Source organism: Amycolatopsis roodepoortensis, from assembly GCF_024628825.1.
GTDB lineage: Bacteria > Actinomycetota > Actinomycetes > Mycobacteriales > Pseudonocardiaceae > Amycolatopsis > Amycolatopsis roodepoortensis.
The window spans coordinates 5,853,973-5,880,298 of the sequence record NZ_CP102415.1; the positions used below are offsets into that span (position 1 = coordinate 5,853,973).

Below are 26,326 nucleotides of genomic sequence, written 5' to 3' on the forward strand. Positions count from 1 at the left end.
CGGTCCTCACTTCGTCTTCGGGCCTCGCCGGGCGGGCAGGTCCAGGGGCAGGCGTAGTTGCGTTCCGGTGCGCCGTTTCGGCGGAGGTGCAGCGCTCGCGCCGCTGGCAGGCGGCGGGGGTGGGGGCTGGCGCCGGACGTCGAGGGGAAGCGGGTACTGGCCGGAGGCGAGTGGCCGGTTGCCGGTGTAGGCATCCCGTGCCGGACGACGGGAGGCGCGGGCCGCGCGGTTGATCTGGCCGGACGGGGTGATCAGCCCAGGCCCGGTTTGCCGCGGTGGGCTGGCCGGCGCGGGGTTGGTGAGGTCGTCGGCGAGCGACCGCCGAGGCGTAGCCGGGGGTGCTGGACGCAGGTGGATCGGCAGCATCCCGGCGCTCGGCGCGATGAGCGCGCGGGGTAGATGCGCGGGCGGGCGGGCGTTGCGGTTGACCCGCCCATCCGAGGTGAGTAACCCGGGCTGGGGCACCGGCGGCGGTATCCCGGCGCCTCGTGCGGCGAGGTCGTCGGCCAGGGACCGGCGTCCGACCCGGTCGGGGTTCCTGCGTGTGGTGATCGGCAGCCCGAGCTGGTCACGGGGCAGTGCGCCCGGCAGGGAATCCGGTGGGAGCGCCCGCGGGTTCGCCGAGACCGTCTGCCCGTCCCCGGAGCCACTCGTGGTGAACAACGACAGCTGTCCCGGCCCGGGTTTCCTCCCCGCTCCGGCACCGGTGTCCGTCATCTCACCCAGTCGCGGGGATCGTCCGGGAGCGGGGCGTGTGCGGCGGACCCGTATCGGCAGCATGAACTGGCCCGAACGGGTCGACGGCGGATCCGCGGGTGCGGTGTCGCGTCCGCGCGCACGATGTGCTGGGCCGGGCTTGCGGCCCTTGCGGCCGAAGAGCGAGGTGGCGCCGCCGAGCAGGCCCATGGTCTTGTAGGCGATCGCGCCGCGCACCAGTGACCCGAGCAGCGACCGGCCGCCACCGCCGCGCAGCGGTTGCAGGCACCAGAAGGGGATCTTGACCAAGATCCACATCAGCGCGACGCAGAACAGAAGATTGGTCACCCCGTTCAGCGTCGGCCCGGAGATGGTGAAACCGCCGGGGGTGAAGAACACCCGCAGCGCCGCACTCAGCGCACCGGCCTGTCCGATCGGGATGATCAGCAGCAGACCGTAGGCCTTCCACCAGAACACGGCGACGCCTTCGGTGTGCGGCAAGGCGTGCCACATCAGCACGAACGGCGCGGCGGCGATCAGCAGCATCGTTGCGAGGACCCGCACGATGAACGTCAACAGCAGCACGACGAGCAGCGCGGCGAGCGCGAGCCCGATGAACAGCAGCCAGCCCTGCCCGCCGTTGAGCGAACCGAGGATCATGTCGGTCATCGCCTTGGCAGCTGTGTTCGGATTGACCGCGTCGGTCATCAACGTCGCGCTCACGGCGTTGGAGATCTCGATACCCTGGGTCGCCAAGAACAGTGACAGCGTCCCGGCGAGGAACCCGGCCGCGAGCCGGGGCGCGATCTCCTTGATCGTGTAGCGGGTTTGCAGGGTTTCGTAGGCCATCAGGATCAGGCCCGCGATCACGACGATGCTGCCGTAGAAGGCGAGCATCAGGTGCCAGGACTCGGTCCAGGCCTGGCCGATGCCGGGCAGCAGGCTCGGGTCCGGTGTGGACAGCACCGTTTTGCCCAGCAGATCGAGCAGCGGGTTCAGTGCGCCGATCACCAGGCCGCGGAAGAAGGTGTCGATGGCCTCGGTGACACACGCGACCGGGTCGGTGAACCCGCACTCGCTGTCGTCGTCGCCGGGGTCGCGGGGTACTGGCTGTGGGATGCAGTTCGGTCCATCGCATGGCTGGCTCGTGGGTGGCTGGGTGGGGAGGTTGCCGCACTCGGGCAGCACCGAGCCTGGGAAACACGAGACCGGCGGCGCCGACGGGCCGGGTACCAGCGGTGTACTCGGGAGTCCGGTCGGAGGCGCGGGGCGCGGCGACGACGTCTCCGGCAGAAGGCACGCCGGTTCGGCAGAACCTGGCACACAGCTGGGGTTGGGCGGCAGCGGCAGTACCGGTGGCTGCGCGGGCGCCAGCGGTGCCGCCGCTGCCACGGGTGCGGGCGTGGGCCCGGGCGCGGCCGAGGCGGTCAGCGCGATTCCCGCGACGGCCACCAGCAGCGGCACTAGCACCGCGAGCGCGCGAGCCCACCGCCGCTGGGGCAGCCAGCGGCCCCGACCGCCGCGTCCGCGACGGCGCCGGGCGGGTGCTGCCGGTGGTCCGAGCATGAGCCGATCGCCGCGCCCCGACCTCGTGTCCGTGCCCTCATTGTCAGGACTGGAATCGGCAGTTCGGGCGGGGCGCACAGTCCGTGCCGCCGGTCGGCGCCGGGCGGGGTCGCGTGGAGGGAAGGACGGTGTGTGGCGTGGGGTGGTCATCGCTCACACCCCGCCCACGATGCCCTTGAGGATCTCGACCACGAGCGGGGCGAGCGCGGCGAGCCCGAAGCCGATGCCGGCGGCTTTGAACGCGCCCTTGGCCTTCTCGATTTCGCCGGGGTCACCCGAGGCCATCAGGTAGCGCAGGCCGCCGATGGTGATGAACACGACCGCGACCCCGGCCAAGATCCCCATGATCCAGTTACGGATGTTGTTGAGGACCTGATCGACGGTCGCCGCGAGCGCGACATAGTGGACGGTCTCCGCCCGCGCGGCCGAGGATGTCAGCAGGACCCCGGCGGCGACCAGCCACCCGAGCAGCAGCACTACCCGACGACGGGTCACACAGTGACGAAGCCGGGGCCGCGTAGTGGCAGAACGGGCACAGTGGCATGGCCGGTCGGGGGCGGGCATCGTCCGAGGACGTGCCTCGCCGGGGCACACGGCGGTGGTCTGGGTTCCGCGGCGGCGGGATGCGATGCGGCGAACCGTGAGGCGGGCTGGACAGAACGGGCGGCCGTGGTGTCAGTCGCATGAGTTCACCTCCCGGCTGGTCTGCGCGAGCGCAGCGGAGCCGATACGGCTGGTGCGGAAACGGGGGTCCGCGGGCAGCTGGGTTCCGCGCGCAGCGAGGTCCGATCGCGGACTCGTTCGCGGCACGGGAGCCTCGGCAAGACGTGGAAGACAGCGGAGCCAGGCAGGGATCAATAGCGGTGCCTGGCGGACGCGGGGCACCGATCCAGCAGGGTTTTCCTCGTGTCTGGTCAGGTCGGAAACCAGGCGCTGTTCAGCGCGGCTGCGTACCTTCCGGATCGCCCACCCGTCACGGCCGAGAGGCCCTCCGGCGTCCTCGATCGGCACCTCGCCGAAGCGGGTGTCCCAGATCAGGGCGGCCTCCTCGAGGGTGATGACACCGTCGCGGACGGCGGCCATCAGCAAGTCCTCGGGATGTCCGCCCAGTCGCTGAGGCGGTGCCGAGCGGAAACGAGCGGATCTTGCCGAGAGCTCGTCCAATTCCTCGGTCAGCAGCGGGGCGTCGAGAGCCTCGCGCAACGCGAGATAGCCGTGGCGGAAAGCCGCCCACCGCAGACGCGCGAGGATCGCCGGCCGGTCCAGATCGACCTCGTTCAGCCACTGCAGGAACCCGGTCAAGATGTCGGCGTGGATGTCGTGCTTGTCGCCGCGGAACCCTTTGGTCAAGGCCGTCGCGACGGACAGCAGTACGGGCAGCGCCAGCCCGACGCACGCGACGGTCCACGTGCCGCGCTCGGTTCGCGCGCGGGTGACCAGATAGGTCCACGCCGCGTCCCGCACGGCCTGCGTGCACTCCTCGGCCACCAGCACCGCACCCAGCTCATCCAGCGGCACCGGCCGAGCGGGCAGCCCCGCGATCTCGGCGCCGTTCACACACACCGGACGCGGGCCGGTCACCAGCCACTCAAAGCTGACCGCCGCGACATCGAACACCCCGCCCTCTATGCCTGTGCCACGGCCCCGGCGGGCAGAGAAAGAGCCCGGTTCGGGCTCGACGTTCGATAACGATGAGTCCATGTCGGCCACACTCCCTAAAAGGCAAAATAAGGACGCCTCGAAGAAAGCCATAATCGGCGCCTCAAAACCGCCTCCAAGCCGCCTCAAGACCGCTTCGCGGGCGCCTCAAAAGCGCCTCAATGCTCGGAGTCGTGAGCAAAGGTCAGCGTGCTGCCTGGCGCGAGAATCCCATCGCGAGGCGCCGTCTTCGACGGAGAACAAAGGGCTTAGAGCTGCACATGCGAGCTGTTCGGTTCAGGCTTCGTGCGGCGGCGCCTCAAGCTTCCGGCTCGACAGGCGCGCGGTCGGGCGGTGCAATGAACCCTCAGTGTGCAATCAGATTCTGAAAGCGTTGACGCATTCGGTGCGCCGCGAGCCGGTTTAGCAAATTAATCTGAAAATTTCCGATACCACATGTCCAAAATCGACGTTTTTCGCGGAGTTAGGGGGTGACAGCGCCACACGCCCGCATACGTGGTGGCAACTCGTGTTCGGAGGTCCTGATGTCCCCTCGTCCGCAGTCGCCGGATGGCCGCCCCGGTCGCCGCACAGACTCAACTCGCCCGCCGCGCACCCGGCGCGGTGGCGACCGCGCTCCCTACCCCGGAGCCCACGTTCACAGCACCACGGCAGGTGCCGGTGGGACCGACAGCACCTCGCGTCCAGAGGGCACACGGACCTCGTCGCGCCGGCGCCCGGCGCCGTCGTCGACCGCGCCGACTCCGGCGACGGTGTGGACGTGCGGGCCGGACTCGATCGACGCGCACGCGGTGTGGCCGGTACCGATCGTGGAGTCCGTCACGGCGGCGTTCACCGACCCCGGTGCGCACGTCGTCCTGGTAGACCTCGACCCCGCTCCGGCCGCAGCGTTGACCTCCGGTGCGGACGGCTCGGCGACGACCGGCGAGGCGTCGTTGGTGGCGGCGCGGGAGGCGGTGTGCGCGCTCGGCCGCACCGCCGACACACTCACCTTCCACACAGGCGACGGCGGCTCCGCCGTGTCGTCGCGCCCGTTCTGGGCTGACCTCGTCACCGAGGCGACCGACCCGTCCGCGGCGCTGGCCGGAACACCGTCGGCCCTGGCGCGCACCGGTGTCCCCGGCAGCGCGGAAGGACCGGAGTCCGAGCACGGCGCGCGGGCGGATCTCGTGATCGTGTCCCTGCCCGACCACTCCGCCGAGTCGGTGTCGCTGGACCGGCTCGCGCTACTGGCGGCGAACCGTCTGCGCCATGGCGGCATCCTCGCGGTGTACACGCACGGTGACTGGACGCGGGGTCGGCTGGTCGACCCGACCGGCGCGATCGTCGCCGCTGCGCAGCACGCCGATCTGCTCTACCTGCAGCACATCGTCACGTTGCACGCTCTCGTGGAGAGGGGACGTCTCAATCTCGCGCCGAGCGCGGCGGTGGCCACCGAGTACGACCGCGCCCGGCATCGCGCGGCGGTCCGCGGACTGCCCGCACCGCACCTGCGCGCGCATGGCGATGTCCTCGCGTTCGCGCAACCGGCCGACCCCGGCACACCGCCCAGCGGGACCGGTCCGGTGACCGCCGCGCCCGGCACTGGAGGTGACCAGTGACCCCGCACCTGCCGCACCCGGCCTGGCCGTCCCCGGCCACTCCCGCACCAGCGAAAGGCAGCGCCCTCATGTCCCACCAGCACTCCGCAGCATCGATCGCCGCCGACGCGACCAGCTCGACCACCCACAGCAGCGCCGACCCGACCGTGCCGATCTCCCGCGCGCTCATCGACACCCTCGACAACGCTAGCGACACCAGCGCGGCACGGACGGACATCACGACCGGACACGACCCGGCCAACCCGACCGGTGCGTTCGATGCCGGCGAGCTGCCGTTGTCGGTGTGGACGACCGCGCAGACCTCCCCAGCCTCCCAGCGCAAAGGCCGCTACGTGCCCGAGTCGACCGCGCACCCGGCAAAGATGCTCCCGGCCGTGGCCGCGCACGCCATCCGCGCCTACACCCGCCCCGGGGAGCTGGTGTTCGACCCGATGGCCGGATCCGGAACCACCCTCGTGGAGGCGATCGACGCCGGGCGCCGCACGGTCGGTGTCGAGTACGAACCGCACTGGGTCAGCGTCGCCCAAGCGAACCTCGACCTGGCCCGGGAACGCGGCCACGAGCACGACGGCGAGATCGTGCACGGCGACGCCCGGCAGCTGCCGTCCCTGCTACCCGCGAAATACCGCGGCCAGGTCGCGCTCGTGATCACCTCTCCGCCGTATGGGCCGTCCACGCATGGGCAGGTCGTCACCGCCACCACCGACTCACATGACGGGAAAGTGCACAAGTACCACCACCGCTACGGCTCCGCGCTGGATCGCGGGAACCTCGCCAACGTCGGCCACCACCGGCTGCTGGCCGGCTTCACCCGCATCCTCACCGGCTGCGCGGCCGTGCTGCGCCCCGGCGGGCACATCGCGATCACCGTCCGCCCGTGGCGCGAGCATTCGGAGCTCATTGACCTGCCCTCGCAGATCATCGCCTGCGGCCAGGCCGCCGGGCTGGTACCGGTCGAACGCTGCGTCGCCCTGCTGGCCCGCCTCGCCGACCGCGAACTGGTCGCCCGCGGGAGCTTCTTCCAGCGCGACTTCATCCGCAAACAGCGCGAGCAGGGCCTGCCCTTGCATCTGATCGCGCACGAGGACGTCATCGTCCTGGCCAAGCCCCTCGCACCCAGCGGCACGTCGGCCTTGTCGGGCGACGGGGGCGCGAGTCGTGGGCGGGGGGCGTCGTGAGCACGCGGGTGCACTGCCGGGACTGCGGCTGGGACGCGCACTTCCGGCATCCCGCCACAGCCCGGCGCGCCGCCACCCGACACCGCTGCCCGCCGCCGGGCAACGACTCGGACCGGCGACCCGTCGCGCGGGAGGCACACCATGCCTGAGCGCCACACCGACGCTGTGGATCCGCTGCGGTTCGTCGCGACCGACGGCCCGGTGATCGGGTCGCTGTGCACCGGAGTGGCCGGTCTCGACCTCGGCGTCGCCGCCGTGCTCGGCGGCCGCATCGCCTGGTACTCGGAGGTCGACCCGCACGCGGCCGCGATCCTCGCCGCGCGCCTGCCCGGCGTGCCGAACCTGGGCGACCTGCGCGCGGTCGACTTCACCTCCGTCGCACCGGTCGAGGTGCTCACGGCGGGCTTCCCCTGTCAGGACATTTCCGCCGCCGGTCGGCGCGCGGGCATCGAGAAAGGCGCTCGCAGTGGACTGTGGAGCAACATCCTGGACGCCATTCGCCTACTACGACCCCGCCTCGTCGTCGTGGAGAACGTCGCCGCCCTCCGCTGGAAAAACGGCGGCCTCGACCGTGTACTCGCAGGGCTGGCCGAAGCGGGGTATGACGCGGTCTGGCGTTGCGTACGAGCCGCCGACATCGGCGCCGCCCACCGCCGCGAACGCGTGTTCCTGTGTGCCGTCCCCGCCCCGGGACGGGATGCGGATGATGCCGACCCCGCAGGCCCGCGACGGCGAACCCCGCGGCCCCGTCGACCCAGCACGGCGACGGGCGGGCGGACATCAGGTCAACCTCAACGACGCGGTCGACTCGGTCGCCAAGGCGGCGCACGTACTGCCGACTCCGACGGCGGCGGACTCGCGGTCGGCGGCGATCCAGACGGTGCAGAAGCCGGGCCGCCCGATCCCCGCCGGATGCGTGACGCTGACCGACTCGGTGCGGCTGCTACCGACCCCGACCGCCTCGGACGCGAAGAACTGCACCCACGACACACACGACGGCGGACCGTCACTGCCCGACCGCGCCCGCGCCCTGAGCACACCGACGCCACCGACGGACGGACCGTGGTGCGCCGCGGCCCACAGCGGAGAGATCGATAGCTGCCTCTCCGCTGGTGCCTGGTGCACTGCCGCCGACACCTGACCGCGCACCACGGTCCGCCCACCGAATCTCCAGCACAAGGAGGCCCAACCCTCATGGACACTCCACGACTTCTGCCGACCCCGCGCGCGACCGACGGCACCAAAGGCTGTCCCGCGCAGCGCGGCTCGAAGGGCGACCTGATGCTGCCCTCGGTCGTCATCGCCGTCACCACACCCGCACCGAAGTCCCGAGCGCGGAAGAAGGTGAAGGACCATGACGACCGCCCGCGCACCGCGCGCCCGCCGCACAGCACGCGGTGAACCCAGGCCGGTGGACTGGGGCGAGTACGCCGCCGCCGTGCACCGATGGGAACTCATCACCGGCCGCGCAGCGCCGTACCCGACCCAGCCCGGCCGGCACGGGCGCCCCGTGCTCGCGCCACCGTTCGTCGAGTGGCTCATGGGCCTGCCCCCAGGCTGGGTCACCGCCGAGCACCTCGAGCTGCCCCGCACAGCGCGACTTCGCGCACTGGGCAACGGAGTCATGCCCCAGCAAGCCGCGCGCGCATTACGTCACCTGCTGGACGACCTCACTCACCTGCACCTTCACCCTGCCAGCCGCCGGCCAGCCCGCCGCCGCAGGACAGGCGGCTCCCGAGCGAGTCGCCCGCCCCGGGCGGACAGTGGTTTGACGCATCCGGCGGGCACCGCCCAGGCCATACCCGCCGCGCACACCCGCCGCAGCAATCCCCGCAAACGGCGCTGAACCCGTGGCGCTCCGGGGCGAGGACACCACCGAGCCCGCCCCGGAGCGCCACGCTCCACCCGCTTCCACACCTCGACTTCTTGAAGGGTTTCTTCGTCATGCCCGTACACAGCTGGACACGCCACCCAGCGGCCCATCTGCGCCGCTGGGCCCGAACCGCCCGCCACTGCCTCCGGCGGCCACCAAACCGCTCACTCACCAGCCACACGCCTTCCGGCGTCCAGCCCGCGCAGCAGCCGTTGACACGACGTTCGGCCGAGGCGATCGCCGTCCTGATCCGCGCGGGCTGGAACGTTCACCACCCGCCGTACGGCTACACCACGATGACCGTGAGCGGAGCACGAAGCCGCCGCGGAACACCTCGCACTCGCCTGACACCAGACCCACGCCGCGCTCTAGTGGTGCAAGACGTCTTCTACTGGCGCGCGATCACCGGCTTGTCCGTGGAGGACATCACCGCGCGGCTCGACACTGACCACGACCGCTACCCGCCGCCCGGAACTCACTCCTCCTGGCCGCCCGACGCAGTAGCCGCGATCCTGACCGACATCAAGTACACCGGCTACCAAGCCACCGGTACCCGCGACGAACACGGCGCCTTCCGCCCCGCCGAGCACTGGGTGCTCTCCGACCAGCCCGCGCACCGCGCCCTGATCACCCCCGCATTGTTCTGGGCCGCTCAAGACCCGGCCACCAGCGTTCGGTGCCTCCCGCGTCGCCTAGTGCCAACAAATCCCGGTTCCACATCCCGCGTAGAGCGGAACACGCCATGACGACATTGCGCCCGAATACCACGGCATCGGCGACTCACACAACGTCGTCAGCGCACCGGCCGCCCGACCTGTCGGCAACCTCAGGACAAGTCGTCGTTGGCCACGTGACTTCCGAGGGCCACGCGGGAACTAAGGAGTCCGCCCTGCGCGACTGTGGCCACCACGCTGGTGACGCACCCGAAACTCACACCGCGACCACCGCCGTTTCCTCCCAATTATGGAGCCTCGGCGTCACCACCGACTTGATGACAGCCGCCCGGGTACTCGGTGTCGGCCGCACAACGGCCTACCGACTCGCCCGCGAGGGAACGTTTCCTGTTCCGCTGAAACGAGTCGGCCGTAACTACCGGGTCGTGGTCGCCCGGCTGGCGGAATTCCTCGAACTGGACGAAGAGCCTCGTGGCTGATGGTTCCTCTCTGTCCTCACAGGAGCGTCGATAGGCGCTGTCCGAAACACGCATCAACTGATTACGGCAGGAACGAATCCGATGGCACAGAACTTCTCGGGCAGCACCTACAAACGCTGCACCTGCAAGCACCCAGACACCGGTAAACCACTCGGGTCGGCGTGCCGGAAACTCAAACGCCGCAACGGAGCCTGGAGCTCCGACCACGGCTCCTGGTACTACCAAGCCGAACTACCCGCCCGCGCCGACGGCACCCGCCGTACCCGCAGGCGTGGCGGGCACGAGTCACAGACCGACGCCCAGGCTGAACTGGACAATATGGCGGCCTTGATTGACGTCGCCGAATCCTATGGCGCCGCCGCCATCGTCGCGATCGGCGACCTCATCGACAAGCACCTCAAAACCGGGGAGCCACTCCCGTCATCGGGAACCATCGGCGCGCAGCTCGACGCCGGGATCGTCGATGCCAGCCAGGTTCCCACCGTCGGTGAGTGGCTGACCACGTGGTTCGCCGGGCGGAAGAAGAAACTCCGCAGTACCACCCAGCTCTCCTACAGCAGCCACATCCGACTCTGGCTCATCCCGTACCTGGGCCACTACCGGCTCGACGAACTCACCGTCGTGCACATCTCACGCATGTTCGACGCGATGGCCGAACGCAACGACACCATTCTTGCCGCGAAAGCCAGCGACGATCCCGACATCCGCAAGAGCGTGCACGGCATGCGGACATTGAGCGACGCCACTATGCAGCGCTACCGCGCCACCCTCCGCACCGCACTCAACGCCGCCATCCGCGACCCACGACTGCCCATCACCTTCAACCCCGCCTCCTACGTCGAACTGCCATCCGGGCGGCGGCCGAAAGCGTTGCTCTGGACCCCAGAACGCGTCGAACGGTGGCAACGCACCGGGCAGAAGCCTTCCCGGGTCATGGTGTGGACACCCGAGCAGACCGGGCGGTTCCTCGACCACGCCGTCGACCACCCCTACTACGTACTGCTGCACCTCATCGCCTACCGAGGACTACGGCGCGGTGAAGCCTGCGGTCTGTCCTGGTGGGACGTCGACCTCGCGCGCAACAGCATCACCATCACCGCGGCGCTGGTCCAAATCGGCTGGCGGGCCGAATTCGGCGAACCCAAGAGCGAAGCCAGCGGCCGGGTCATCGCCCTCGATAACGACACCACCGACGTCCTCGCCACACACAAGCAGCGACAGGAGGGCCAGCGTGTGGCAGCGGGCGACGCGTGGATCGAGAACGGCCTAGTCTGCACCGAACCCGACGGCAAACCCTTGCAACCCTCACACCTCAGCGACGCCTTCCATGCCATCGCCGAAGCCGCAGGCCTCCCGCCCGTACGCCTGCACGACCTCCGCCACGGTGCCGCTACCCTCATGATCGCCGCCGGAGCCGACCTCAAACAGGTCCAGGAACTTCTCGGACACTCCAGCATCGCCATCACCGCCGACACCTACACCCACGTCCTGCCCGAGCTCGCCCGCGAAACCGCCGAAGCGGCCGCCTCGATCATCCCGCGCCGAAAGAACAGGAAGCTACCGCCGGCCGCCTGACGGGGAGGCTAGGAGGACTTAGGGGTCCTAACAGATTGAGTAGGCTTTGAGTCTGCGCCAGCAGATGATGGCGCAGCCGAGGGTGAGGAAGGCTTCGTGGATGTCGTCGCGGATTTCCCAGCGGATGCGTAGACGCCGGAACCAGTGCAGTAAGGCGAAGGCGCCTTCGACGACCCAGCGGTGAACGCCGAGGCCGGAGCCGTGTTCCTGGCCTCGGCGGGCGATGAGAGGCGTGATTTCGGCGGCGCGGACCAGTTTGCGGTACTTGTCGTGGTCGTAGGCGCGGTCGGCGTAGAGCCGTTGTGGTCGGCGGCGGGGTCGCCCACGGCGGCCCCGGACCGGCGGAATCGCGTGGATCAGCGGCATCAGCTGGGTGACGTCGTGCCGGGTCCCGCCGGTCAGGGTGGCCGCCAAGGGGATGCCGGTGCCGTCGGTGATCACGTGGTGTTTCGACCCGATACGGGCTCGGTCGACCGGGCTGGGGCCGGAAACACCGATCACGGGATAGACCCGCCCCACAGTCCCGACCCGCGACAAGAGTGCCGGGGGCTGGATTGGCGTGCGCGACCAAAGCGAGTGTCAGGTCGTGAGGTCGCGGGCGAGGATATGGAGGTCGTCGGCGCCGCGTTGTTCGAGGGCGGGGAGCTGTTGGGCTGTGTCGGTGAGGGCAGCGATTCGGGTGGTGATGTCGATATCGGTGGTGGCGGTGGTGGCGAGGTCGCTCCAGACTTGTGCGAGTTGAGAGTAGGTGTCGGCTGCCTGTTGTGCGGTGGGCAGGTGGGTGTGGCGGGCGAGGTAGTGCAGGTAGTCGGCTTGCAGGCGACGGAAGAGGCCGCCGCCGGTGCCGGCTTTGTCGATGAAGGCGGCTAGGGCGCGCAGCACGGTGTCGAGCTGGTCGGGTGGGAAGAGGTCGGACCACTGGTGGAGGTCGTCGACGAAGGTGGTGACGCCGTTGAGGCCGTAGCCGTGCACGAGTTCGGGTGTGGTGTCGAGATCGCCGGTCAGCATGGGTTCGGGGTGTCGCAGTGCGGAGGCGGCGGCGTCGCAGGCGTCGGCGGCGGTGCTGGACAGAGGCGGGAGTTGGGTGGGGTAGCGCAGCCGGTAGGTGGTGTGTCGGGTGGGTGCGGGGAATCCGGTAGAGCTGCGGGCGCGGGCGAGCGCGTCATAGGGGACGGGTTGCGGGTCGGCACGGTCGTTGTCGATGACGGTGGCGGTGCGGGTGTGGTCGTTGTAGCCGATGATGACGATGTCGTGGCGGCTCATGCTCAGCCGGACGCGCAGGTAGGGGAGTTCGGCGATGTCGGCCCAGCAGAGGACGGGATGGCCCTGGTCGAGTTCGTCGCGGACCCAGGCCCAGCCCTCGTCGGGGTCGTCGGTGGCGTGCTGGGTGGCGGTGATCCCGAGTCGACGGGTGAAGTGGCCGGTGAGGTCGGGGCCGCGGCCGACGAGGTAGATCGGTGGGGACATGGCGGAGTGGCGCAGATAGCTGAATCCGAGCTCTCCGCCGAGGCCGAAGATCGTGCCTTCGCTGAGTGGCGTGGAGTCGTAGGACAGTCCGGCCCACTGCATCAGATCACGCAGCGCTCCGGAGCCGCAGTGTCCGGCCACTTGGTGCGGGTAGTTGCCGATGAGTTGCTGGTCGGTCACGACGTGCTCCTTGACTGATCGAGGGCGCTGGGTCCGGGGGTTTCGGCCGTTGGTGTCGAGGGAGCGTGCGCGGGTTTCGCGCGCGGGCGCCCGGGAGCTCGCAGGGCGAGCACGATCGTGGCCGTGGCGGTGACGGCGGCCAGGGTGAGCAGCGAGTCGTGCATGCCCTCGGTGAACGCCCGGCGGGCCGCGGCCGCCAGAGCGGGGTCTGCCTGGGTGGTGGCGACGTGCAGTGCCGCGGTCAAGGAGTCGGTGGCCAGGGTCCTGTCCGGCTCGGGCAGGGTGGCAGCGTCGAGCATGATGCCGGTGCGGTAGCCGCTGGCGAGCAGGCTGCCGGCCAGCGCGATCCCGAGTGCCGCGCCGATTTCGCGGGTGGCGTCGTTGACCGCGGAGGCGACACCTTGTTTCGCGCGGGGGACCCCGTGCACGATGGCGGCGGTGGCCGGGGTGGCGCTTATTCCCAGGCCGAGCCCGAACATGATGATGAACACCGCCAGACGTGGGTAGTTCTCCTCGACTCCGAGGCCGGCCACTCCGGCCAGGGCGACGGCGACCAGCCCCAACCCGGTACAGGTCATCAGCCTCAGCCCGAGCCGCTCGGTCAGCCACGGCGCGAGCACCGCCACCACGACCAGCGGGACGGCCATGGGGGTCAGTGCCAGACCGGCGTCCAGCGGCGAGTAGTTCCAGACGAGTTGCAGGTGCTGCATCACTACGAAGAACAGCCCGAACGCGGCCAGGAACTGCACGACCAGCGACCCGGCGCCGGTGCCGAACGCGCGTTCGGTGAACAGTCGCACATCCAGCAGCGGCGCACGGTGGCGACGCTCGACGAGGATGAATCCGGCCGCGGCGAGGACGGCGCCGCTGAGCGCGCCGATGACCAGGACGCTGTCCCAGCCTCGGTCGGGTGCTTCGATCATGCCGAACACCACGAGGCCGATCGCCGTCGCGCTCAGCGCCGCGCCGGGGACGTCCAGCGGCTGGGTGTCCGGTTCCCGAGAGGGTGGCACGGCGAAGGCCCCTGCCAGCAACAGCAGGGCCAGGATCGCCGTGGCGGCGAACACCGCCCGCCATGACCAGGTCTGCAACAACATCCCGGCGCCGAGGATGCCCAGCACCGCGCCCGCACCGGCGAAGCCCGCCCACACCCCCACCGCGCGCGAGGCCTGTCGCGGCGGGAATTCCGCGGTCAGGATGGACAACGTCGCGGGCATCACCAGGGCCGCCCCCAGTCCACTGACGGCGCGGCAGGCGATCACCCAGCCTGGCGAGGTGACGACCGTCGGCAGGGCCGACCCGACCGCGAACACCACGAGCCCGATCACCAGCACGCCTCGCCGACCGTAGCGGTCGCCGACCGCGCCCGCCGGCAGCAGCGCACAGGCCAGCACCAGGGTGTAGGCGTCCACGATCCACGTCAGCTGCGTCTGGCTGGCCCCGGTGTCCCCGGCGAGGCCGGGCAGAGCCGTGGTCAGCGACGCCACCGCCGCCATCACCAGCGCCACTGCCAGACACGACACCGTCAGTGTCCACATCTGGCGCCACGGCCGCGACCTGGCGGTTGGTTCCGGCACGCGCATCACCCACGACTCCTACACGGTTATGAGACTCCCAGTATCGGACCTAGACTGACAGTTCACAACACCTGCTCGAGCACACTCGCCGTCCTGGTGAAACGCTGCGCTACTAGGATGTCGGCCAGTAGGGAGACCAATGCCCACACCCACCACCCGCTCACCACGCACGCCACGTGAGGACCCGCGACCGGCGCAGTCGCGGGCACTGCTGATCGACGCGGCCACCCGGCTGCTCGCCGAGGGCGGCGTCGACGCGGTCACCATCGACGCGGTCACCCGCACCGCCGGTGTCGCCCGCGCCACGCTCTACCGCCATTTCGGCACTGGCACCGAGTTGGTGGCCGCGGCCTTCGAGAAACTGTTGCCGCCCGTGCCGCCGGCTCCCGCCCGGGGCACGCTGCGGCGTCGGCTGCTCACCCTGCTCGTCAACCAGGCCCAGCTCATCGACCACGCCCCGCTGCAGCTCACTGTGCTGTCCTGGGTGGGGATGAGCACCTTGCCGGCACAACCGGACGACCTGCCCGGCATCGACCAGCCGGATACCGCCCGGCCGTGGATGCGCACGTTGCGGCGCCGCATCGTCGAACTCTACCGGCGGCCCTTCGACACTATTCTCACCGGTGACGACGCCCGCAAGGTACTGGGCGCCGACATCGACACCACCGCGGCGCTGGCTCAGCTTGTCGGGCCGGTCGTGTTCAACCGCCTGGTCACCGGCCTTCCCAACGACGAGACCTTCTGCGCCCGCGTTGTCGACGACTTCCTGGCCGCCAACACCCGCCGGACGTGAGTTCCGCCGGCCCCGCGCGGCCGATCGAGCCGTGCCCGCCGTGGAGTCCCGCGCATGCCGAGGTCATAGCGTACGGGCGATGATCTCTTTCATGATCTCGTTGGTGCCGCCGTAGATCTTCTGCACCCGCTGGTCGGTCCATGCACGGGCGATGCGGTACTCGCTCATGTAGCCGTAGCCGCCGTGGAGCTGGACGCAGTCGTCGATGACTCGCATGGCGCGGTCGCTGGACCACCATTTGAGCATGGCCGCGGTCGGGACGTCGAGCGTGCCGTCGAGGTGTTTGCTGATGCAGTCGTCGAGGAACACGCGGGCCACCCGCGTTTCGGTCGCCGCTTCGGCGAGGGTGAACTTGGTGTTCTGGAAGGAGAAGATGTCCCGGCCGAACGCCGTGCGGCTGCGGGTGTAGTCGAGTGTGTCGCGTAGGGCGAGTTCCATGGCCGCGACGGAGGCGATGCCGATGAGCAGCCGCTCCTGCGGGAGCTGCTGCATCAGCTGGAGGAAACCGTGGCCCTCGACCTCACCGAGGAGGTGACCGGTCGGGACGCGGACGTCGTCGAAGAACAGTTCGGCGGTGTCCTGTCCTTTCAGGCCGACCTTGTCCAGGACCCGACCGCGTCGGAACCCGTCGCGTTCGGCTTCCACCACGATCAGCGAGATGCCCTCGGCACCCCGTGCTGGATCGGTCTTGGCCACGACGAGGATCAGGTCGGCCTGGCCGCCGTTGGTGATGAAGGTCTTGGCGCCGTTGACGAGGTAGGAGTCGCCGTCGCGGATGGCTTTCGTGGTGACGTTTTGCAGGTCCGAGCCGGTGCCGGGTTCGGTCATGGCGATGGCGCCGACCCAGTCGCCGCGGGCGAGTTTGGGCAGCCAGTCCCGTTTCTGCCCCTCGGTGCCGTAGGCGAGCAGGTAGTGCGCCACGATGGCGTTGTGCAGGCCCACACCCCAGCAGCTGTCGCCGCTGGCGGCCTGTTCTTCGAGCAGGACGGCTTCATGGGCGAAGCTGCCACCGCCCCCGCCGTATTCCTGCGGGATCGACAGGCACAGCAGCCCCACCTCCCCGGCCTTGTTCCAGAGGCCGCGATCCACGCTTTTCTGCGCCGCCCACCGCTGCTGGTTCGGCGACAGTTCTTTCTCGCAGAATTGGCGCGCGAGGTCGCGGAACGCGTCGAGGTCGTCGGTCATCCACGGGCTGCGGTGTGCGGGCACGGAGCATCTCCTTCATCGTGTCGCGGTACCCCAGCCACCGGCACCGCGTTCATCGTGTTGTGAGCAGGTCGCCGGTGGTGCCGTGGTGGACGGCCTCAGCCACCCTCGCGGGTACGCAGGGGATGCTGGGTGAACATGGCGTGGACGTCGAGTTCGGTGCCGTGATCGCTGAAATGGTCGATGTCGACGACGATGAACAGCGCCTGGGCGGTGAACCGCGTGACACCGTCCTCGCCGACGCCCGTGGCTTCCAGGTGTAGCCGCCGGCCGTCCCGGTGGTGCAGGCGCGCGGTGATGCGATGCCGCTGTCCCAACGGCACGGGAGCGCGGTACTCGACGGTCAACGTGCGGGTGACGGCGATCTCCTCGACGACGTAGAGCACGAACCCGAACAGGTCGTCGCAGGCGGCGGAGATCGCGCCGCCGTGCGCCAGCCCAGGAGCGCCCCGATGGCGCGCGTCGAAGGCGAGGTCGGTGAAGACCTCGTCACCGTCGCGGTAGACGGACAGATGTAGCCCGGCCGGGTTGTCCGGCCCGCAGCCCAGACACTGCGGATGGTGCGGCGGCAGCGAAGCGACCCCCGAATCAGCCATCGTGATGTTGTCCTTCCGTTATCGAACACAGCGAGACTGCTAGTCTCGTTGTAAGACCATGAGTTCTGAAAGTCTCCGGTGGGCACCGTCACACGACCTCCCGTGACTCAGTGCCGCCGTGCGGTGGCGGCGAAATGCGTGGCGACGGTGTCGATGATGTCCTGGCGGTCGATCTGCATCTCCCCGTTGAGCCAGGCCATGAGCAGTTCGGCGAGCCCGCCGGTGAGCATGAGGCCGTTGATGCGGTCGCGGGGCGGGGGCAGCGCGTTGTCGCCGTAGAGGGCGCGCGCCTGGGTGGCGATCAGCTGACCGAAGCCGACGAGCAGTTCGTGCCGCCGGGCGCGCAGCGGTTCAGCGGCGGCGGATTCCAGTATGGCCGCGCGCCCGACCCGGGGGTCGTCGGTGAGCAGGTCGACGAACGCGCCGATCGCCGCCTCCGCCTTCGCGCGTGGGTCGCCGTCCGGGCCGGCCAGTGCCCGCAACGCCACGTCCCGGATCCGCGCCGCGATCCGGTCGAGGACGGCCAGCAGCAGCTCGTCGCGGTGGGCGAAGTTCTCGTAGAAGTAGCGCTCGGTGAGCCCGGCACGCGCGCAGACCGCGGTCATCGTGGTCTGCCGCCACCCTTGAGTGCCCAGCAGATCCAGGCCAGCCTCCAGCAACTGCTCGCGCCGCAGGTCGCGGCGCTGCTCGGCGCTGACCCCGCGATAGCTCCGCTTAGGCGTCGTCATGACCCCATCTTGACATGGTCTCCTGTCAGAAGCATTCTGACAGTGGTTTCTGTCAGAAGATGGATCGATCAGCGGCGGAGGCGATGTCCATGGCTGAGCGGGTAGGCAGGTTTTGGCAACGCCGGGTTCCGGTCGCGCGGCCGCTGGCCGGTGTGGTGGTTGCCATCACCGGCGGAGCGCGCGGAATCGGGGCGGCGACCGCGGACGCGCTGGCCCGGGCTGGGGCCAGGGTGGCGATCGGTGACCTGGACACCTCGCCGGCACAGGGGCAGGCGGGTCAGGCGCACGCGGTGCGAGTGTGGCGGGTGGACGTGACCGACCGGGACTCGTTCACCGGTTTCCTCGATCAGGTCGAGGAGGCGTTCGGGCCGCTCGACGTGCTGATCAACAACGCGGGGATCATGCCGCTGGGGCGGCTGGCCGACGAGCCGGAGGCGGTCACGGCGCGACAGGTGGAGATCAACCTGCACGCCGTGATCCACGGCAGCCGGCAGGCAGTACGCCGGATGCGTCCGCGTGGGCGGGGCCACATCGTCAACGTGGCCTCGGAGGCGGGCAAGGTCGGGTTCGCCGAGGCGGCCACCTATTGCGCCACCAAGCACGGCGTCGTGGGATTGTCCGAGGCGCTGCGGGCTGAGCTGCGCGGCACGGGTGTGTCGGTGTCGTGTGTGATGCCCACGGTGGTGCGGACCGAGCTGGCCTCGGGGCTCGGCGAGTCGCCGCTGGTGCGGCCGGTGACGCCGCAGCAGGTGGCTGAGGCGATCGTGGGCGCGGTGGCCCGCCCGCGGTTCGCGGTGTATGTGCCTCGGTCGCTGGGGGCGATGAACCGGCTGCTGGCCGTGGTGCCGCGCGCGGTCGGCGACGTTCTGTTGCGGGCCTCCCGCGCGGATCGGGTCCTCGCGGGTGCCGATCCGGCCGCCCGGGCCGGTTACGAGGCCCGCGCGGTGCAGCGCGACCGGCCCGGCCCCGTGGACGCGACGGAGTGACGGGTCCCCGCCGTGGGGGAGGACAAGCCAGGTGGCGCGAAGGGAGCCTTCGATGACGAGCGAACCGACGGTGGCATCGGTCCGGCGGGGGGGTGTCGCTGGTGTGCGCCGGGCGGGATGTGCACGAGGTGGCGTCGATGGCCGCCGCGGCGGAGCGGGCGGGTTTCGCCTCGGTGTGGGCGGCCGATTTCTACGACCGGTCGGCGGTGGTGGCTGTGGCGGCCATGGCCGCGGCGACCGAGAACATCACGCTGGGCACCGGGATCGCCTACGGTTCCGGCCGGACCCCGCTGGTGCTGGCCGCCGAGGCCCGGGACCTCGACACGCTCTCGGGTGGGCGGCTGATCCTGGGGCTGGGCACCGGAACCCGGCGCATGCAGCAGGACTGGCACGGCCTGTCAGGTGAGCATCCCGCGCCCCGGACGGAGGAGCTGATACCGCTGCTGCGCCAGCTGTGGCGGCTGGACGAGGGCCCGGTGCACCACGAGGGCCGCTTCTACCGCGCACACGTCGTGCCCACCGCCCCGGTGCCGCCGCCGACACGCCGGGCGATCCCGCTCTATCTGGCCGGGGTGAACGCCCGCATGGTCCGCGCCGCCGGCGCGGTCGCCGATGGGCTCGTGGGCCATCCGCTGTGCACCCCCGAATACCTGCGCCACACCGTGCGTCCCGCGCTGCAGGCCGGCGCCCACCGGGCGGGACGCACCGAGCCGGTGCCGGTCGCGGGCTACGTGATCTGCGCGGTCGATCCGGACCCGACACGGGCCCCGCCGGCTCGCCGCGGCCCAGATCGCGTTCTACGCCTCGGTCAAAACCTACGACGCGATCATGACCCTGCACGGGTTCACCGACGAGGCCGCCGCCATCCGCACCGCCCACAAGGCCGGAGACCTGGAGGCGATGGTGGCCGCCGTCACCGACCAGATGATCGACACGATCGCCCTGGCCGGCACCCCTGACCAGGTGCGGGCCCAGTTCGATGCTCGCTGGGCGGGCCTGTACGAGCACACCCTGCTCTACCCGCCCTCGTTCGCCGGCCCATCGGCCACCACCGCGGTGATCGACACTTTCGCCCCGTCTCACACCCCACCGATAGAGGAGCCGAGATGACGCACCTGATCGAGCGCACCACCCGGGCAGCCCGGCAGCGCCTGTCCTCGGTGCTACTGGCACCGGCACCCCAGCCGGTCGATGACGCCCTGCGCCGGTTCAGCCGCCGCTGGCCCGCCACCGACCTCGCCGCCCCACCCTCAGGCAGCGACCTGCGGCCGATCCGCGGCGACTACGGAGCGCCGCTGGTCGGGCACGTGCTCGACTACATCCGGTTCGGCACCGACTTCGCCCGCGAACGCTACGACCGCTACGGCCCCGTGACCTGGATGGGTGCCTTCGGCACCCGCATCGCCACCGTCGCCGGACCCGAAGCGACCCAGCTGGTGCTCACCAACAAGGACAAGGCCTTCTCCCAAGCTGGGTGGACCTTCCTGATCGACCAGTTCTTCCACCGCGGGCTGATGCTGCTCGACTTCGACGAGCACAAGATGCACCGCCGCATCATGCAGCACGCCTTCACCCGCGACCGCCTCGCCGGCTACACCCAGCAGGTCGGACCTTGTGTGCGCGCCACCGTGCCCACCTGGTCCACCACCCACCCGGTTCGGTTGTACTGGCTGCTCAAAGACCTGACCCTGGACATCGCGACCCGGGTGTTCATGGGCGGCCGCGGGGACGGGGCCGACAGTGAGCGGATCAACCACGCGTTCGTGGCCACCGTGCGCGCCGCCAGCTCCCTGGTGCGCTACCCCCTGCCCGGCACCCGCTACCGCGCCGGGCTGCGCGGCCGCCGCGTCCTGGAGCGCTACTTCGCCCAGCATCTGCCCGCCGCCCGCGCCGGCAACGGTGAGGACCTGTTCTCCGCGCTGTGCCAGGCCACCACCCCCGAAGGCGAGCAGTTCAGCGACGACGACGTCATCAACCACATGATCTTCTTGATGATGGCCGCGCACGACACCTCCACCATCACCACCACCGCGGCCGCCTACTACCTCGCCACCCACCCCCACTGGCAGGACCGCGCCCGCCAGGAATCCCTCGCCCTCGGCGACGACCTCCCCGACATCGACGCCCTGGAGCGCCTGGACACCCTCGACCTGGTCATCAAGGAAGCACTCCGACTGCTCGCGCCCGTACCGCTGGTGATGCGCAAGACCGTGACCGGCACCGAGATCCTCGGCCACTACCTCCCCGCCGACACCCTGGTCGCGGTCGCCCCTGCGATCAACCACTTCGTGCCGGAATGCTGGACCGACCCCGACACCTTCGACCCCGACCGGTTCGCCGCGCACCGCCGTGAGGACCAGAGCCACCGCTTCGCGTGGATCCCGTTCGGCGGCGGCGTGCACAAATGCATCGGCATGCATTTCGGCACCCTCGAAGTCAAGGCGATCCTGCACGAGATGCTGCGCACCCACCACTGGAGCGTGCCGGATGGCTACCGGGTGCGCTGGGACAACACCTCACTACCCATCCCCACCGACGGATTGCCCGTCCACCTGACCCGACGCTGAACCGCGCCACCCGTCTCCACCCTCGGGTCACCCCTGGTGACCAAGAAACCGCACCACCAACTCCGCGATGTGCTCGGCGACGACATCCGGAGGGTGCAGCGGCAACACCAGGTGGCTCAACGCCAGCCGCGTCGCGGCCTCGGCCGCGACGCCGACCTCGGCATGATCGAGACCGGGCCAACGCCGACATACACCTGTCACCAGACGGTCGGTCGCCTCCCGCACCACCGGCGCGGCCTCGCTGGTCAACAGCGGCAGCAGCTCACCGCTGCCGTCGCCGACCAGGACGGCCTTGAGCAGCGGGTTGTCGGCAGCGGCGTCGAAGGTGTAGCGGGCGGCCGCCCACCACGCCGCCCGCATCTCCGGATGAGCCGCCAGCGCCCGCTCGATGCCGTCCAGGAACCGGCCCGTCAGCCGCAGCACCAACGCCGACGCGAGACCTTGCTTACTGCCGAATTCGCTGTAAAGCGTCTGCCGGGCCACCCCCACCCGGTCCGCGACCTCCTGCATGTTCACCCCGCGGTACCCGCGATCCAGCACGATCGCCTCCGCCACATCGAGGGCGTCCGCCCGCATCAACTGGCGCGCCCGCCCCGACAATCCCGCATTCACCACCCCACCATCTTCAGACAAGCCGCCCACGGTCGTCAAACCAGTAGACCAGCCACGACCTTATGTCTGATCCATGGACAATGTGACGCGTACTGTCTAACCTTGAGGGTGTCAACGCCGATCTGAGGAGAGTGCCGCCATGACGCTGCCCCGTACCCGGAACGCCAGCGGACATCCCGACCGCCCCTACGACGAGGTGGACCTGTCCTCACGGGGGTTCTGGTCGGCGACCATGGCCGAACGGGACGCGAACTTCGCCGCGCTGCGCGCCGACCGGCCGGTCACCTGGCATCGCCCGTTCGAGGAGCAGTTGCTGGATGACCCGGAGGATTACGGGTTCTGGGCGATCGTGCGGCACGCCGATCTGGTCGAGGTCACCAAGCGGCACGAGGACTTCCTGTCCGGGCCTGGCATCCTGATGGAAAGCCTGCCCCCCGAACTCGTCGAGGCCGCCCAGTCGATCATCGGGATGGATCCGCCCCGGCACACCAAGATGCGACGGCTCGTGGCCTCGGCATTCACCCCGAAACAGATGCGCCGCATCAACGACCGGATCCGCGCCAACGCCCGCATGGTCGTGGACCACCTCGCCGCCGTAGGGGCGGACAGCGGAGGCGAGGCCGACTTCGTCGCCGAGTGCGCGGCCCTGCTGCCGATGCACAACATCAACGACATCATGGGCGTGCCCGACGGTGAACGTCAGAAAGCCGCCCACGAAGCCGCCGTCGGCACCGGCTGGAACGACCCCGAACTCGTCGGGCACGGACGTGAACAGGTCCTCGGCCGACTGTTCCAGGCGCTGCACTACATGCACGGCCTGATCACCGACCTTGCCGATCACCGGCGCCGCAACCCCGGCGACGACCTGATCACCGCTCTCGTCCAGGCCGAAATCGACGGGGAACGCCTCACCGACGACGAGATCAGCGCCTTCTTCGCCCTGCTGACCATCGCCGGCAACGACACCACCCGCCAGTCCACCAGCCACGCGCTCAAAGCCCTCACCGACCACCCCGACCAGCGGGCCTGGCTGATGAGCGACTTCGCCAACCGCATCGACGGCGCGGTCGAGGAGTTCGTCCGCTGGGCCACCCCGATCATGACCTTCCGCCGCACCGCCGCCCGCGACCTCGAACTACACGGCCAGCACATCACCGCCGGCGACAAGGTCGTCATGTTCTACTCCTCGGCCAACCGTGACGAGCGGGTGTTCACCGACCCGTGGCGCTTCGACCTCTCCCGCGACCCCAACCCGCACATCGGGTTCGGCGGCGGCGGCATCCACCACTGCCTCGGCAACCAACTCGCCCGCACCCAGCTCCGTGCGCTGTTCGACGAACTACTGCACCGCCTACCCGACATTGAAGCCGGCGATCAGCGACTGGTCCCCGGCAACTTCCTGCACGCCGTGAAGTCCATGCCCTGCCGCTTCACCCCAGAGCACTGACCGTCGACACCGACTGCCAGCCCCGACCCACCCCTTTCTGCCACCACATCAAGGAGGGAGCAGATGAAGATCCACATCGACCCCGACCGCTGCACCGGGCACGGCGTCTGCGAAGGCCTCGCCGAGGACATCTTCGAAGTCGGCGACGACGGACTGGCACACCTGCTCCAGGACCCGCCCCCCAACGATCGGCGTGAGGTCATCGAGCAGGCCGTGCAGCAATGCCCGACACTCGCGCTCCGGCTTGAAGACGCCCCGCCGTCATGAGTGCCCACGCGGCCCCCGAGCCCGGCCGACTCGTGATCGTCGGTGCCTCGCTGGCCGGGGTGCGTGCCGCGCGCGCCGCACGCCACGCCGGGCACACCGGCACCATCATCCTCATCGGCGCCGAGGAACACCTACCCTACGACCGGCCCCCACTGTCGAAAACGTTCCTCACCCACAGCAGCGACCACCCCGCCGCACACGAACCCGACGAGCAGGCTCACCCCCCTGCCCCCACCGTCCTGATGGCAGAAGACGAGCTACGCGAGAACCTCGGTGTGGACCTCCGCCTCGGAGTCACGGCAACCGGACTGGACATCGACAGCCGGGAACTCCTGCTGCGCGACCAGCAACGCCTGCCCTACGACCGGTTGATCATCGCCACCGGCGCCACGGCACGCCGGTGGCCAACCACTACCCACCTCGCCGGCCTGCACTACCTGCGTACCCTCGACGACGCCCGGGCGCTGCGCGCCGCACTCGCGCGGACAACCAACCTGGTGATCATCGGCGCAGGCTTCATCGGCTCGGAAGTCGCAGCCACAGCAACCCAACACGGCATCCACGCGACCATCGTCGAAACCCAGGACACCCCGTTGGCCCACGCGGTCGGACAAACCGCCGGGACAGCACTGGCCCGGCTGCACACACAGGCCGGCACCACCCTCAAATGCGGTGTCCAGGTCACCGGCTTCTCCGGCACCGGCCACATCGAGCAGGTGCACCTGTCCGACGGCAGCGTCCTGCCCGCCGACACCGTGCTCGTCGGAATCGGCGCCGTCCCCGCCACCGGCTGGCTCACCGACTCCGGCGTCGCCCTCGACGACGGCGTGGCCTGCGACCCGTACCTCGCCACCTCGGCACCGGGGGTGTACGCCGCAGGAGACCTGGCACGATTCCCCCATCCGCGACGCGAGGGCACCCTCCGGCTCGAACACTGGACCGCCGCCGCCGAACAAGGCGCCCACGCCGCCCGCAACGCCATCACCACCGCGGCACCCACCCGCTACGAACCCGTGCCCTACGTGTGGTCCGACTGGTACAGCCACCGCATCCAAATCATCGGCGACCCACACACCGACCAACCGTCCACCCTCATCGGAGATCCCGACACCGGACAATTCACCGTGCTCTACCGCCACAGCAACCACATCACCGCGGCGCTCGCCGTCAACCAACCCCGAGCCATCACCAAACTCCGCCGCCTCATCACCCAGAGAACCCCATGGGCAGACGCACTCACCCAAACCACCACGCTAACCCACCAGCAGCTTCACAAGCCCCCGCTGGATCGCGGCACTGAATCGCGAGCCACATGAACAAGATGTCCCTGCTCGTCTGTAACTGCACGGCCGTCCGACCGTGTCGACGGTGTCAACACAGCGGAGTGGGATTCCAAGCGGTATTCTGAACGGTGATCCGGTGAGATGGTGCACGCGATGCACCGGCAGACCGCGCACGTTCGTGAGTCCGGTTGTTGCCAATAGACTCAGATCTGGTAGGTGCCATCCGCAGCCAGTCTAGGCAGGGAACCGTCGCGACGAGCCAGTCGCGCGGACGGTGCGAGTAATCGCTGGGCGTCCGGGCGCGGGACCCGGTGTGCGAAGCCGTCGATCTGCGGGACCGGCGTTTTCGGACAGCTGCTTAGTTGCTTACTCCATGCTGTGAGCTGTCGGTTCCAGAACCTCGGCGTGGGCCTCGTGCGGGTCTTATATTCGAGTCCTGAGTGGAGACGCTGGCTGTAGTTGTGTAATTTGGTATAGCGTGCAATATCTGCTGTTGTATGCTGGCGCGTTGGATAGATAGTGCAGCGGGCAAGCTGATTCTTAGTCTTGCAAAGAACGATTCGACGATGTTTGAATCGCAGATTCCTCTGCGTCTGGCCTATCGTCGGATTGTGAGCGATTTCGGCGTCTTGTCGAATTGTGCCGATGTGTAATTGCGGTCGACTCAGCGACATCCACGACACGGCAAACGGTGCGCCGCCTCCTCGCCAGCCCTAGTGTCGCGTGATCCTGTTGCCTTACGTCGCTGCGGCCCACGCGGCCCCTGGCTGCGTCGGAGAAAACCCCTGGTACAACCAGTACAAGCGGCTTTTCTCCGTCTTGCCAGGAATCACGTGGATCCACATCGGACGCAAGGAAACAGGATCACGCGACACTAGCTCCCGCAGAATCGCCTTCCTGCTCTTCCTTGCGCGAGACGCGGAAACGGCACGTCCAGGCCATGATCAACCCACGATCGAGCATGATCGCAGCGCCCCCGCCGCCCGGCCGCTGCAGCGCGGGTCATGATGATCACGAATGTGGGTCAGAACCAGAACCTCATTGGGTCGCCTACTGGGAGTATTCGGCGGCCAAGGGCATATTCGCGTCCCTGCGAGGAGACATGGTTGGCCCTGCGAATGATCGGTCAACGACATCACCGCCGTCGCGGTGATGTCGTTGCCGTCAGGTGGAGAGTGCGAAACGGTCCATGGTCTCGGCTGGTGTCTGACACGGCCGCGTCCATATCGATTCTTACCGTGGCATGCGCAGTTAGTGTGAAGCCCGCGGTGCGCGGTACGCCGTCCCGGATTGCTGGCGTTGCACTCGACCTCGGC

23 protein-coding genes and 2 pseudogenes are annotated in these 26,326 nt (G+C 69.4%); 14 read left to right on the top strand and 11 right to left on the bottom strand.

Annotated features, from left to right (window positions below):
• Positions 1–6: 6 nt before the first annotated feature.
• The 4 genes from NQK81_RS27925 to NQK81_RS27940 all read right to left on the bottom strand — a co-directional run bounded on the left by NQK81_RS27925 (position 7) and on the right by NQK81_RS27940 (position 4,744).
• Positions 7–2,262, bottom strand: a complete 2,256-nt coding sequence (locus tag NQK81_RS27925; RefSeq protein WP_257483870.1) for a TrbL/VirB6 family protein — start codon at positions 2,260–2,262, stop codon at positions 7–9.
• Positions 2,263–2,415: 153 nt separating this feature from the next.
• Entirely contained in the window at positions 2,416–2,739 is a 324-nt protein-coding gene (locus tag NQK81_RS27930; RefSeq protein ID WP_257489866.1) for an Mbov_0395 family pilin-like conjugal transfer protein, read from the bottom strand.
• Between the two features lie 198 nt (positions 2,740–2,937).
• Entirely contained in the window at positions 2,938–3,879 is a 942-nt protein-coding gene (locus tag NQK81_RS27935) for a sigma-70 family RNA polymerase sigma factor (RefSeq protein WP_257483871.1), read from the bottom strand.
• 679 nt (positions 3,880–4,558) lie between these two features.
• On the bottom strand, positions 4,559–4,744 hold the full coding sequence (locus tag NQK81_RS27940) for a hypothetical protein (RefSeq protein WP_257483872.1): 186 nt from the start codon (positions 4,742–4,744) through the stop codon (positions 4,559–4,561).
• Here NQK81_RS27940 and NQK81_RS27945 point away from each other — a divergent pair.
• From NQK81_RS27945 to NQK81_RS27975, 7 genes are all read left to right on the top strand, one after another.
• Positions 4,731–5,522 carry a hypothetical protein gene (locus NQK81_RS27945; RefSeq protein ID WP_257483873.1) on the top strand — a complete coding sequence of 264 codons (792 nt, stop codon included), beginning with the start codon at positions 4,731–4,733 and terminating at the stop codon, positions 5,520–5,522. The genes NQK81_RS27940 and NQK81_RS27945 overlap by 14 nt on opposite strands.
• Positions 5,523–5,590: 68 nt before the next feature.
• Positions 5,591–6,700 (top strand): TRM11 family SAM-dependent methyltransferase, encoded by a 1,110-nt coding sequence (locus tag NQK81_RS27950; RefSeq protein WP_257483874.1) that lies wholly within the window; start codon positions 5,591–5,593, stop codon positions 6,698–6,700.
• Positions 6,701–6,841: 141 nt separating this feature from the next.
• On the top strand, positions 6,842–7,798 hold the full coding sequence (locus NQK81_RS27955; RefSeq protein WP_257483875.1) for a DNA cytosine methyltransferase: 957 nt from the start codon (positions 6,842–6,844) through the stop codon (positions 7,796–7,798).
• A gap of 96 nt (positions 7,799–7,894) precedes the next feature.
• Positions 7,895–8,101 carry a hypothetical protein gene (locus tag NQK81_RS27960; RefSeq protein ID WP_257483876.1) on the top strand — a complete coding sequence of 69 codons (207 nt, stop codon included), beginning with the start codon at positions 7,895–7,897 and terminating at the stop codon, positions 8,099–8,101.
• 684 nt (positions 8,102–8,785) lie between these two features.
• Positions 8,786–9,319 carry a recombinase family protein gene (locus NQK81_RS27965; protein ID WP_257483877.1) on the top strand — a complete coding sequence of 178 codons (534 nt, stop codon included), beginning with the start codon at positions 8,786–8,788 and terminating at the stop codon, positions 9,317–9,319.
• Between the two features lie 245 nt (positions 9,320–9,564).
• Entirely contained in the window at positions 9,565–9,726 is a 162-nt protein-coding gene (locus NQK81_RS27970; RefSeq protein WP_257483878.1) for a helix-turn-helix transcriptional regulator, read from the top strand.
• A gap of 81 nt (positions 9,727–9,807) precedes the next feature.
• On the top strand, positions 9,808–11,301 hold the full coding sequence (locus NQK81_RS27975; RefSeq protein ID WP_257483879.1) for a tyrosine-type recombinase/integrase: 1,494 nt from the start codon (positions 9,808–9,810) through the stop codon (positions 11,299–11,301).
• Between the two features lie 27 nt (positions 11,302–11,328).
• Here the strand turns inward: NQK81_RS27975 and NQK81_RS27980 are convergent.
• From NQK81_RS27980 to NQK81_RS27990, 3 genes and pseudogenes are all read right to left on the bottom strand, one after another.
• A pseudogene (locus NQK81_RS27980) lies at positions 11,329–11,790 on the bottom strand (IS5 family transposase); the annotation flags it as partial.
• Between the two features lie 90 nt (positions 11,791–11,880).
• Entirely contained in the window at positions 11,881–12,948 is a 1,068-nt protein-coding gene (locus NQK81_RS27985) for a BtrH N-terminal domain-containing protein (protein ID WP_257483880.1), read from the bottom strand.
• Complete coding sequence (locus NQK81_RS27990; protein ID WP_257483881.1) at positions 12,945–14,531, bottom strand: MFS transporter; 1,587 nt, start codon at positions 14,529–14,531, stop codon at positions 12,945–12,947. Before NQK81_RS27990 ends, NQK81_RS27985 begins: the two co-directional genes overlap by 4 nt.
• A gap of 133 nt (positions 14,532–14,664) precedes the next feature.
• Here NQK81_RS27990 and NQK81_RS27995 point away from each other — a divergent pair, with 133 nt between their 5' ends.
• Positions 14,665–15,318: a TetR/AcrR family transcriptional regulator gene (locus tag NQK81_RS27995; protein ID WP_257483882.1), complete on the top strand. Its 654-nt coding sequence runs from the start codon at positions 14,665–14,667 to the stop codon at positions 15,316–15,318.
• Positions 15,319–15,381: 63 nt separating this feature from the next.
• Here the strand turns inward: NQK81_RS27995 and NQK81_RS28000 are convergent, their stop codons facing one another.
• The 3 genes from NQK81_RS28000 to NQK81_RS28010 all read right to left on the bottom strand — a co-directional run bounded on the left by NQK81_RS28000 (position 15,382) and on the right by NQK81_RS28010 (position 17,848).
• Positions 15,382–16,503, bottom strand: a complete 1,122-nt coding sequence (locus NQK81_RS28000) for an acyl-CoA dehydrogenase family protein (protein ID WP_257489867.1) — start codon at positions 16,501–16,503, stop codon at positions 15,382–15,384.
• 119 nt (positions 16,504–16,622) lie between these two features.
• The gene (locus NQK81_RS28005) at positions 16,623–17,120 is read right to left on the bottom strand and encodes a PaaI family thioesterase (protein WP_257483883.1); all 498 of its coding nucleotides are present in this window, start codon (positions 17,118–17,120) and stop codon (positions 16,623–16,625) included.
• 107 nt (positions 17,121–17,227) lie between these two features.
• Positions 17,228–17,848, bottom strand: a complete 621-nt coding sequence (locus NQK81_RS28010) for a TetR/AcrR family transcriptional regulator (protein WP_257483884.1) — start codon at positions 17,846–17,848, stop codon at positions 17,228–17,230.
• 89 nt (positions 17,849–17,937) lie between these two features.
• On the opposite strand from NQK81_RS28010, the gene NQK81_RS28015 reads away from it, so the two are divergent.
• The 3 genes and pseudogenes from NQK81_RS28015 to NQK81_RS28025 all read left to right on the top strand — a co-directional run bounded on the left by NQK81_RS28015 (position 17,938) and on the right by NQK81_RS28025 (position 21,401).
• Positions 17,938–18,834 (top strand): SDR family oxidoreductase, encoded by an 897-nt coding sequence (locus tag NQK81_RS28015; RefSeq protein ID WP_257483885.1) that lies wholly within the window; start codon positions 17,938–17,940, stop codon positions 18,832–18,834.
• A 137-nt stretch (positions 18,835–18,971) separates the two neighbouring features.
• A pseudogene (locus NQK81_RS45585) lies at positions 18,972–19,944 on the top strand (LLM class flavin-dependent oxidoreductase).
• Positions 19,941–21,401, top strand: a complete 1,461-nt coding sequence (locus tag NQK81_RS28025; RefSeq protein ID WP_257483887.1) for a cytochrome P450 — start codon at positions 19,941–19,943, stop codon at positions 21,399–21,401. Before NQK81_RS45585 ends, NQK81_RS28025 begins: the two are co-directional and overlap by 4 nt.
• Before the next feature lie 27 nt (positions 21,402–21,428).
• Here NQK81_RS28025 and NQK81_RS28030 read toward each other — a convergent pair whose 3' ends face one another.
• Positions 21,429–22,034: a TetR/AcrR family transcriptional regulator gene (locus tag NQK81_RS28030; protein WP_257483888.1), complete on the bottom strand. Its 606-nt coding sequence runs from the start codon at positions 22,032–22,034 to the stop codon at positions 21,429–21,431.
• A 118-nt stretch (positions 22,035–22,152) separates the two neighbouring features.
• On the opposite strand from NQK81_RS28030, the gene NQK81_RS28035 reads away from it, so the two are divergent.
• From NQK81_RS28035 to NQK81_RS28045, 3 genes are all read left to right on the top strand, one after another.
• A complete protein-coding gene (locus NQK81_RS28035) occupies positions 22,153–23,460 on the top strand; it encodes a cytochrome P450 (RefSeq protein ID WP_257483889.1) in 1,308 nt (435 codons plus the stop codon).
• Positions 23,461–23,523: 63 nt separating this feature from the next.
• The gene (locus tag NQK81_RS28040; RefSeq protein WP_257483890.1) at positions 23,524–23,727 is read left to right on the top strand and encodes a ferredoxin; all 204 of its coding nucleotides are present in this window, start codon (positions 23,524–23,526) and stop codon (positions 23,725–23,727) included.
• Positions 23,724–25,043 (top strand): NAD(P)/FAD-dependent oxidoreductase, encoded by a 1,320-nt coding sequence (locus NQK81_RS28045; protein ID WP_257483891.1) that lies wholly within the window; start codon positions 23,724–23,726, stop codon positions 25,041–25,043. Before NQK81_RS28040 ends, NQK81_RS28045 begins: the two co-directional genes overlap by 4 nt.
• Positions 25,044–26,326 lie beyond the last annotated feature (1,283 nt).

Excerpts from the sequence above, each read along its gene's own strand:
- NQK81_RS27955 (WP_257483875.1), top strand. The coding sequence starts at position 6,842 with ATGCCTGAGCGCCACACCGACGCTGTGGATCCGCTGCGGTTCGTCGCG.
- NQK81_RS27975 (WP_257483879.1), top strand. The coding sequence starts at position 9,808 with ATGGCACAGAACTTCTCGGGCAGCACCTACAAACGCTGCACCTGCAAG.
- NQK81_RS28035 (WP_257483889.1), top strand. The coding sequence starts at position 22,153 with ATGACGCTGCCCCGTACCCGGAACGCCAGCGGACATCCCGACCGCCCC.
- NQK81_RS28045 (WP_257483891.1), top strand. The coding sequence starts at position 23,724 with ATGAGTGCCCACGCGGCCCCCGAGCCCGGCCGACTCGTGATCGTCGGT.
- NQK81_RS28025 (WP_257483887.1), top strand. The coding sequence starts at position 19,941 with ATGACGCACCTGATCGAGCGCACCACCCGGGCAGCCCGGCAGCGCCTG.
- NQK81_RS27960 (WP_257483876.1), top strand. The coding sequence starts at position 7,895 with ATGGACACTCCACGACTTCTGCCGACCCCGCGCGCGACCGACGGCACC.
- NQK81_RS28010 (WP_257483884.1), bottom strand. The coding sequence starts at position 17,848 with ATGACGACGCCTAAGCGGAGCTATCGCGGGGTCAGCGCCGAGCAGCGC.
- NQK81_RS27990 (WP_257483881.1), bottom strand. The coding sequence starts at position 14,531 with ATGCGCGTGCCGGAACCAACCGCCAGGTCGCGGCCGTGGCGCCAGATG.
- NQK81_RS27950 (WP_257483874.1), top strand. The coding sequence starts at position 5,591 with ATGTCCCACCAGCACTCCGCAGCATCGATCGCCGCCGACGCGACCAGC.
- NQK81_RS27970 (WP_257483878.1), top strand. The coding sequence starts at position 9,565 with ATGACAGCCGCCCGGGTACTCGGTGTCGGCCGCACAACGGCCTACCGA.
- NQK81_RS28040 (WP_257483890.1), top strand. The coding sequence starts at position 23,524 with ATGAAGATCCACATCGACCCCGACCGCTGCACCGGGCACGGCGTCTGC.
- NQK81_RS28015 (WP_257483885.1), top strand. The coding sequence starts at position 17,938 with ATGGCTGAGCGGGTAGGCAGGTTTTGGCAACGCCGGGTTCCGGTCGCG.
- NQK81_RS28005 (WP_257483883.1), bottom strand. The coding sequence starts at position 17,120 with ATGGCTGATTCGGGGGTCGCTTCGCTGCCGCCGCACCATCCGCAGTGT.
- NQK81_RS27925 (WP_257483870.1), bottom strand. The coding sequence starts at position 2,262 with ATGCTCGGACCACCGGCAGCACCCGCCCGGCGCCGTCGCGGACGCGGC.
- NQK81_RS27995 (WP_257483882.1), top strand. The coding sequence starts at position 14,665 with ATGCCCACACCCACCACCCGCTCACCACGCACGCCACGTGAGGACCCG.
- NQK81_RS28000 (WP_257489867.1), bottom strand. The coding sequence starts at position 16,503 with ATGACCGACGACCTCGACGCGTTCCGCGACCTCGCGCGCCAATTCTGC.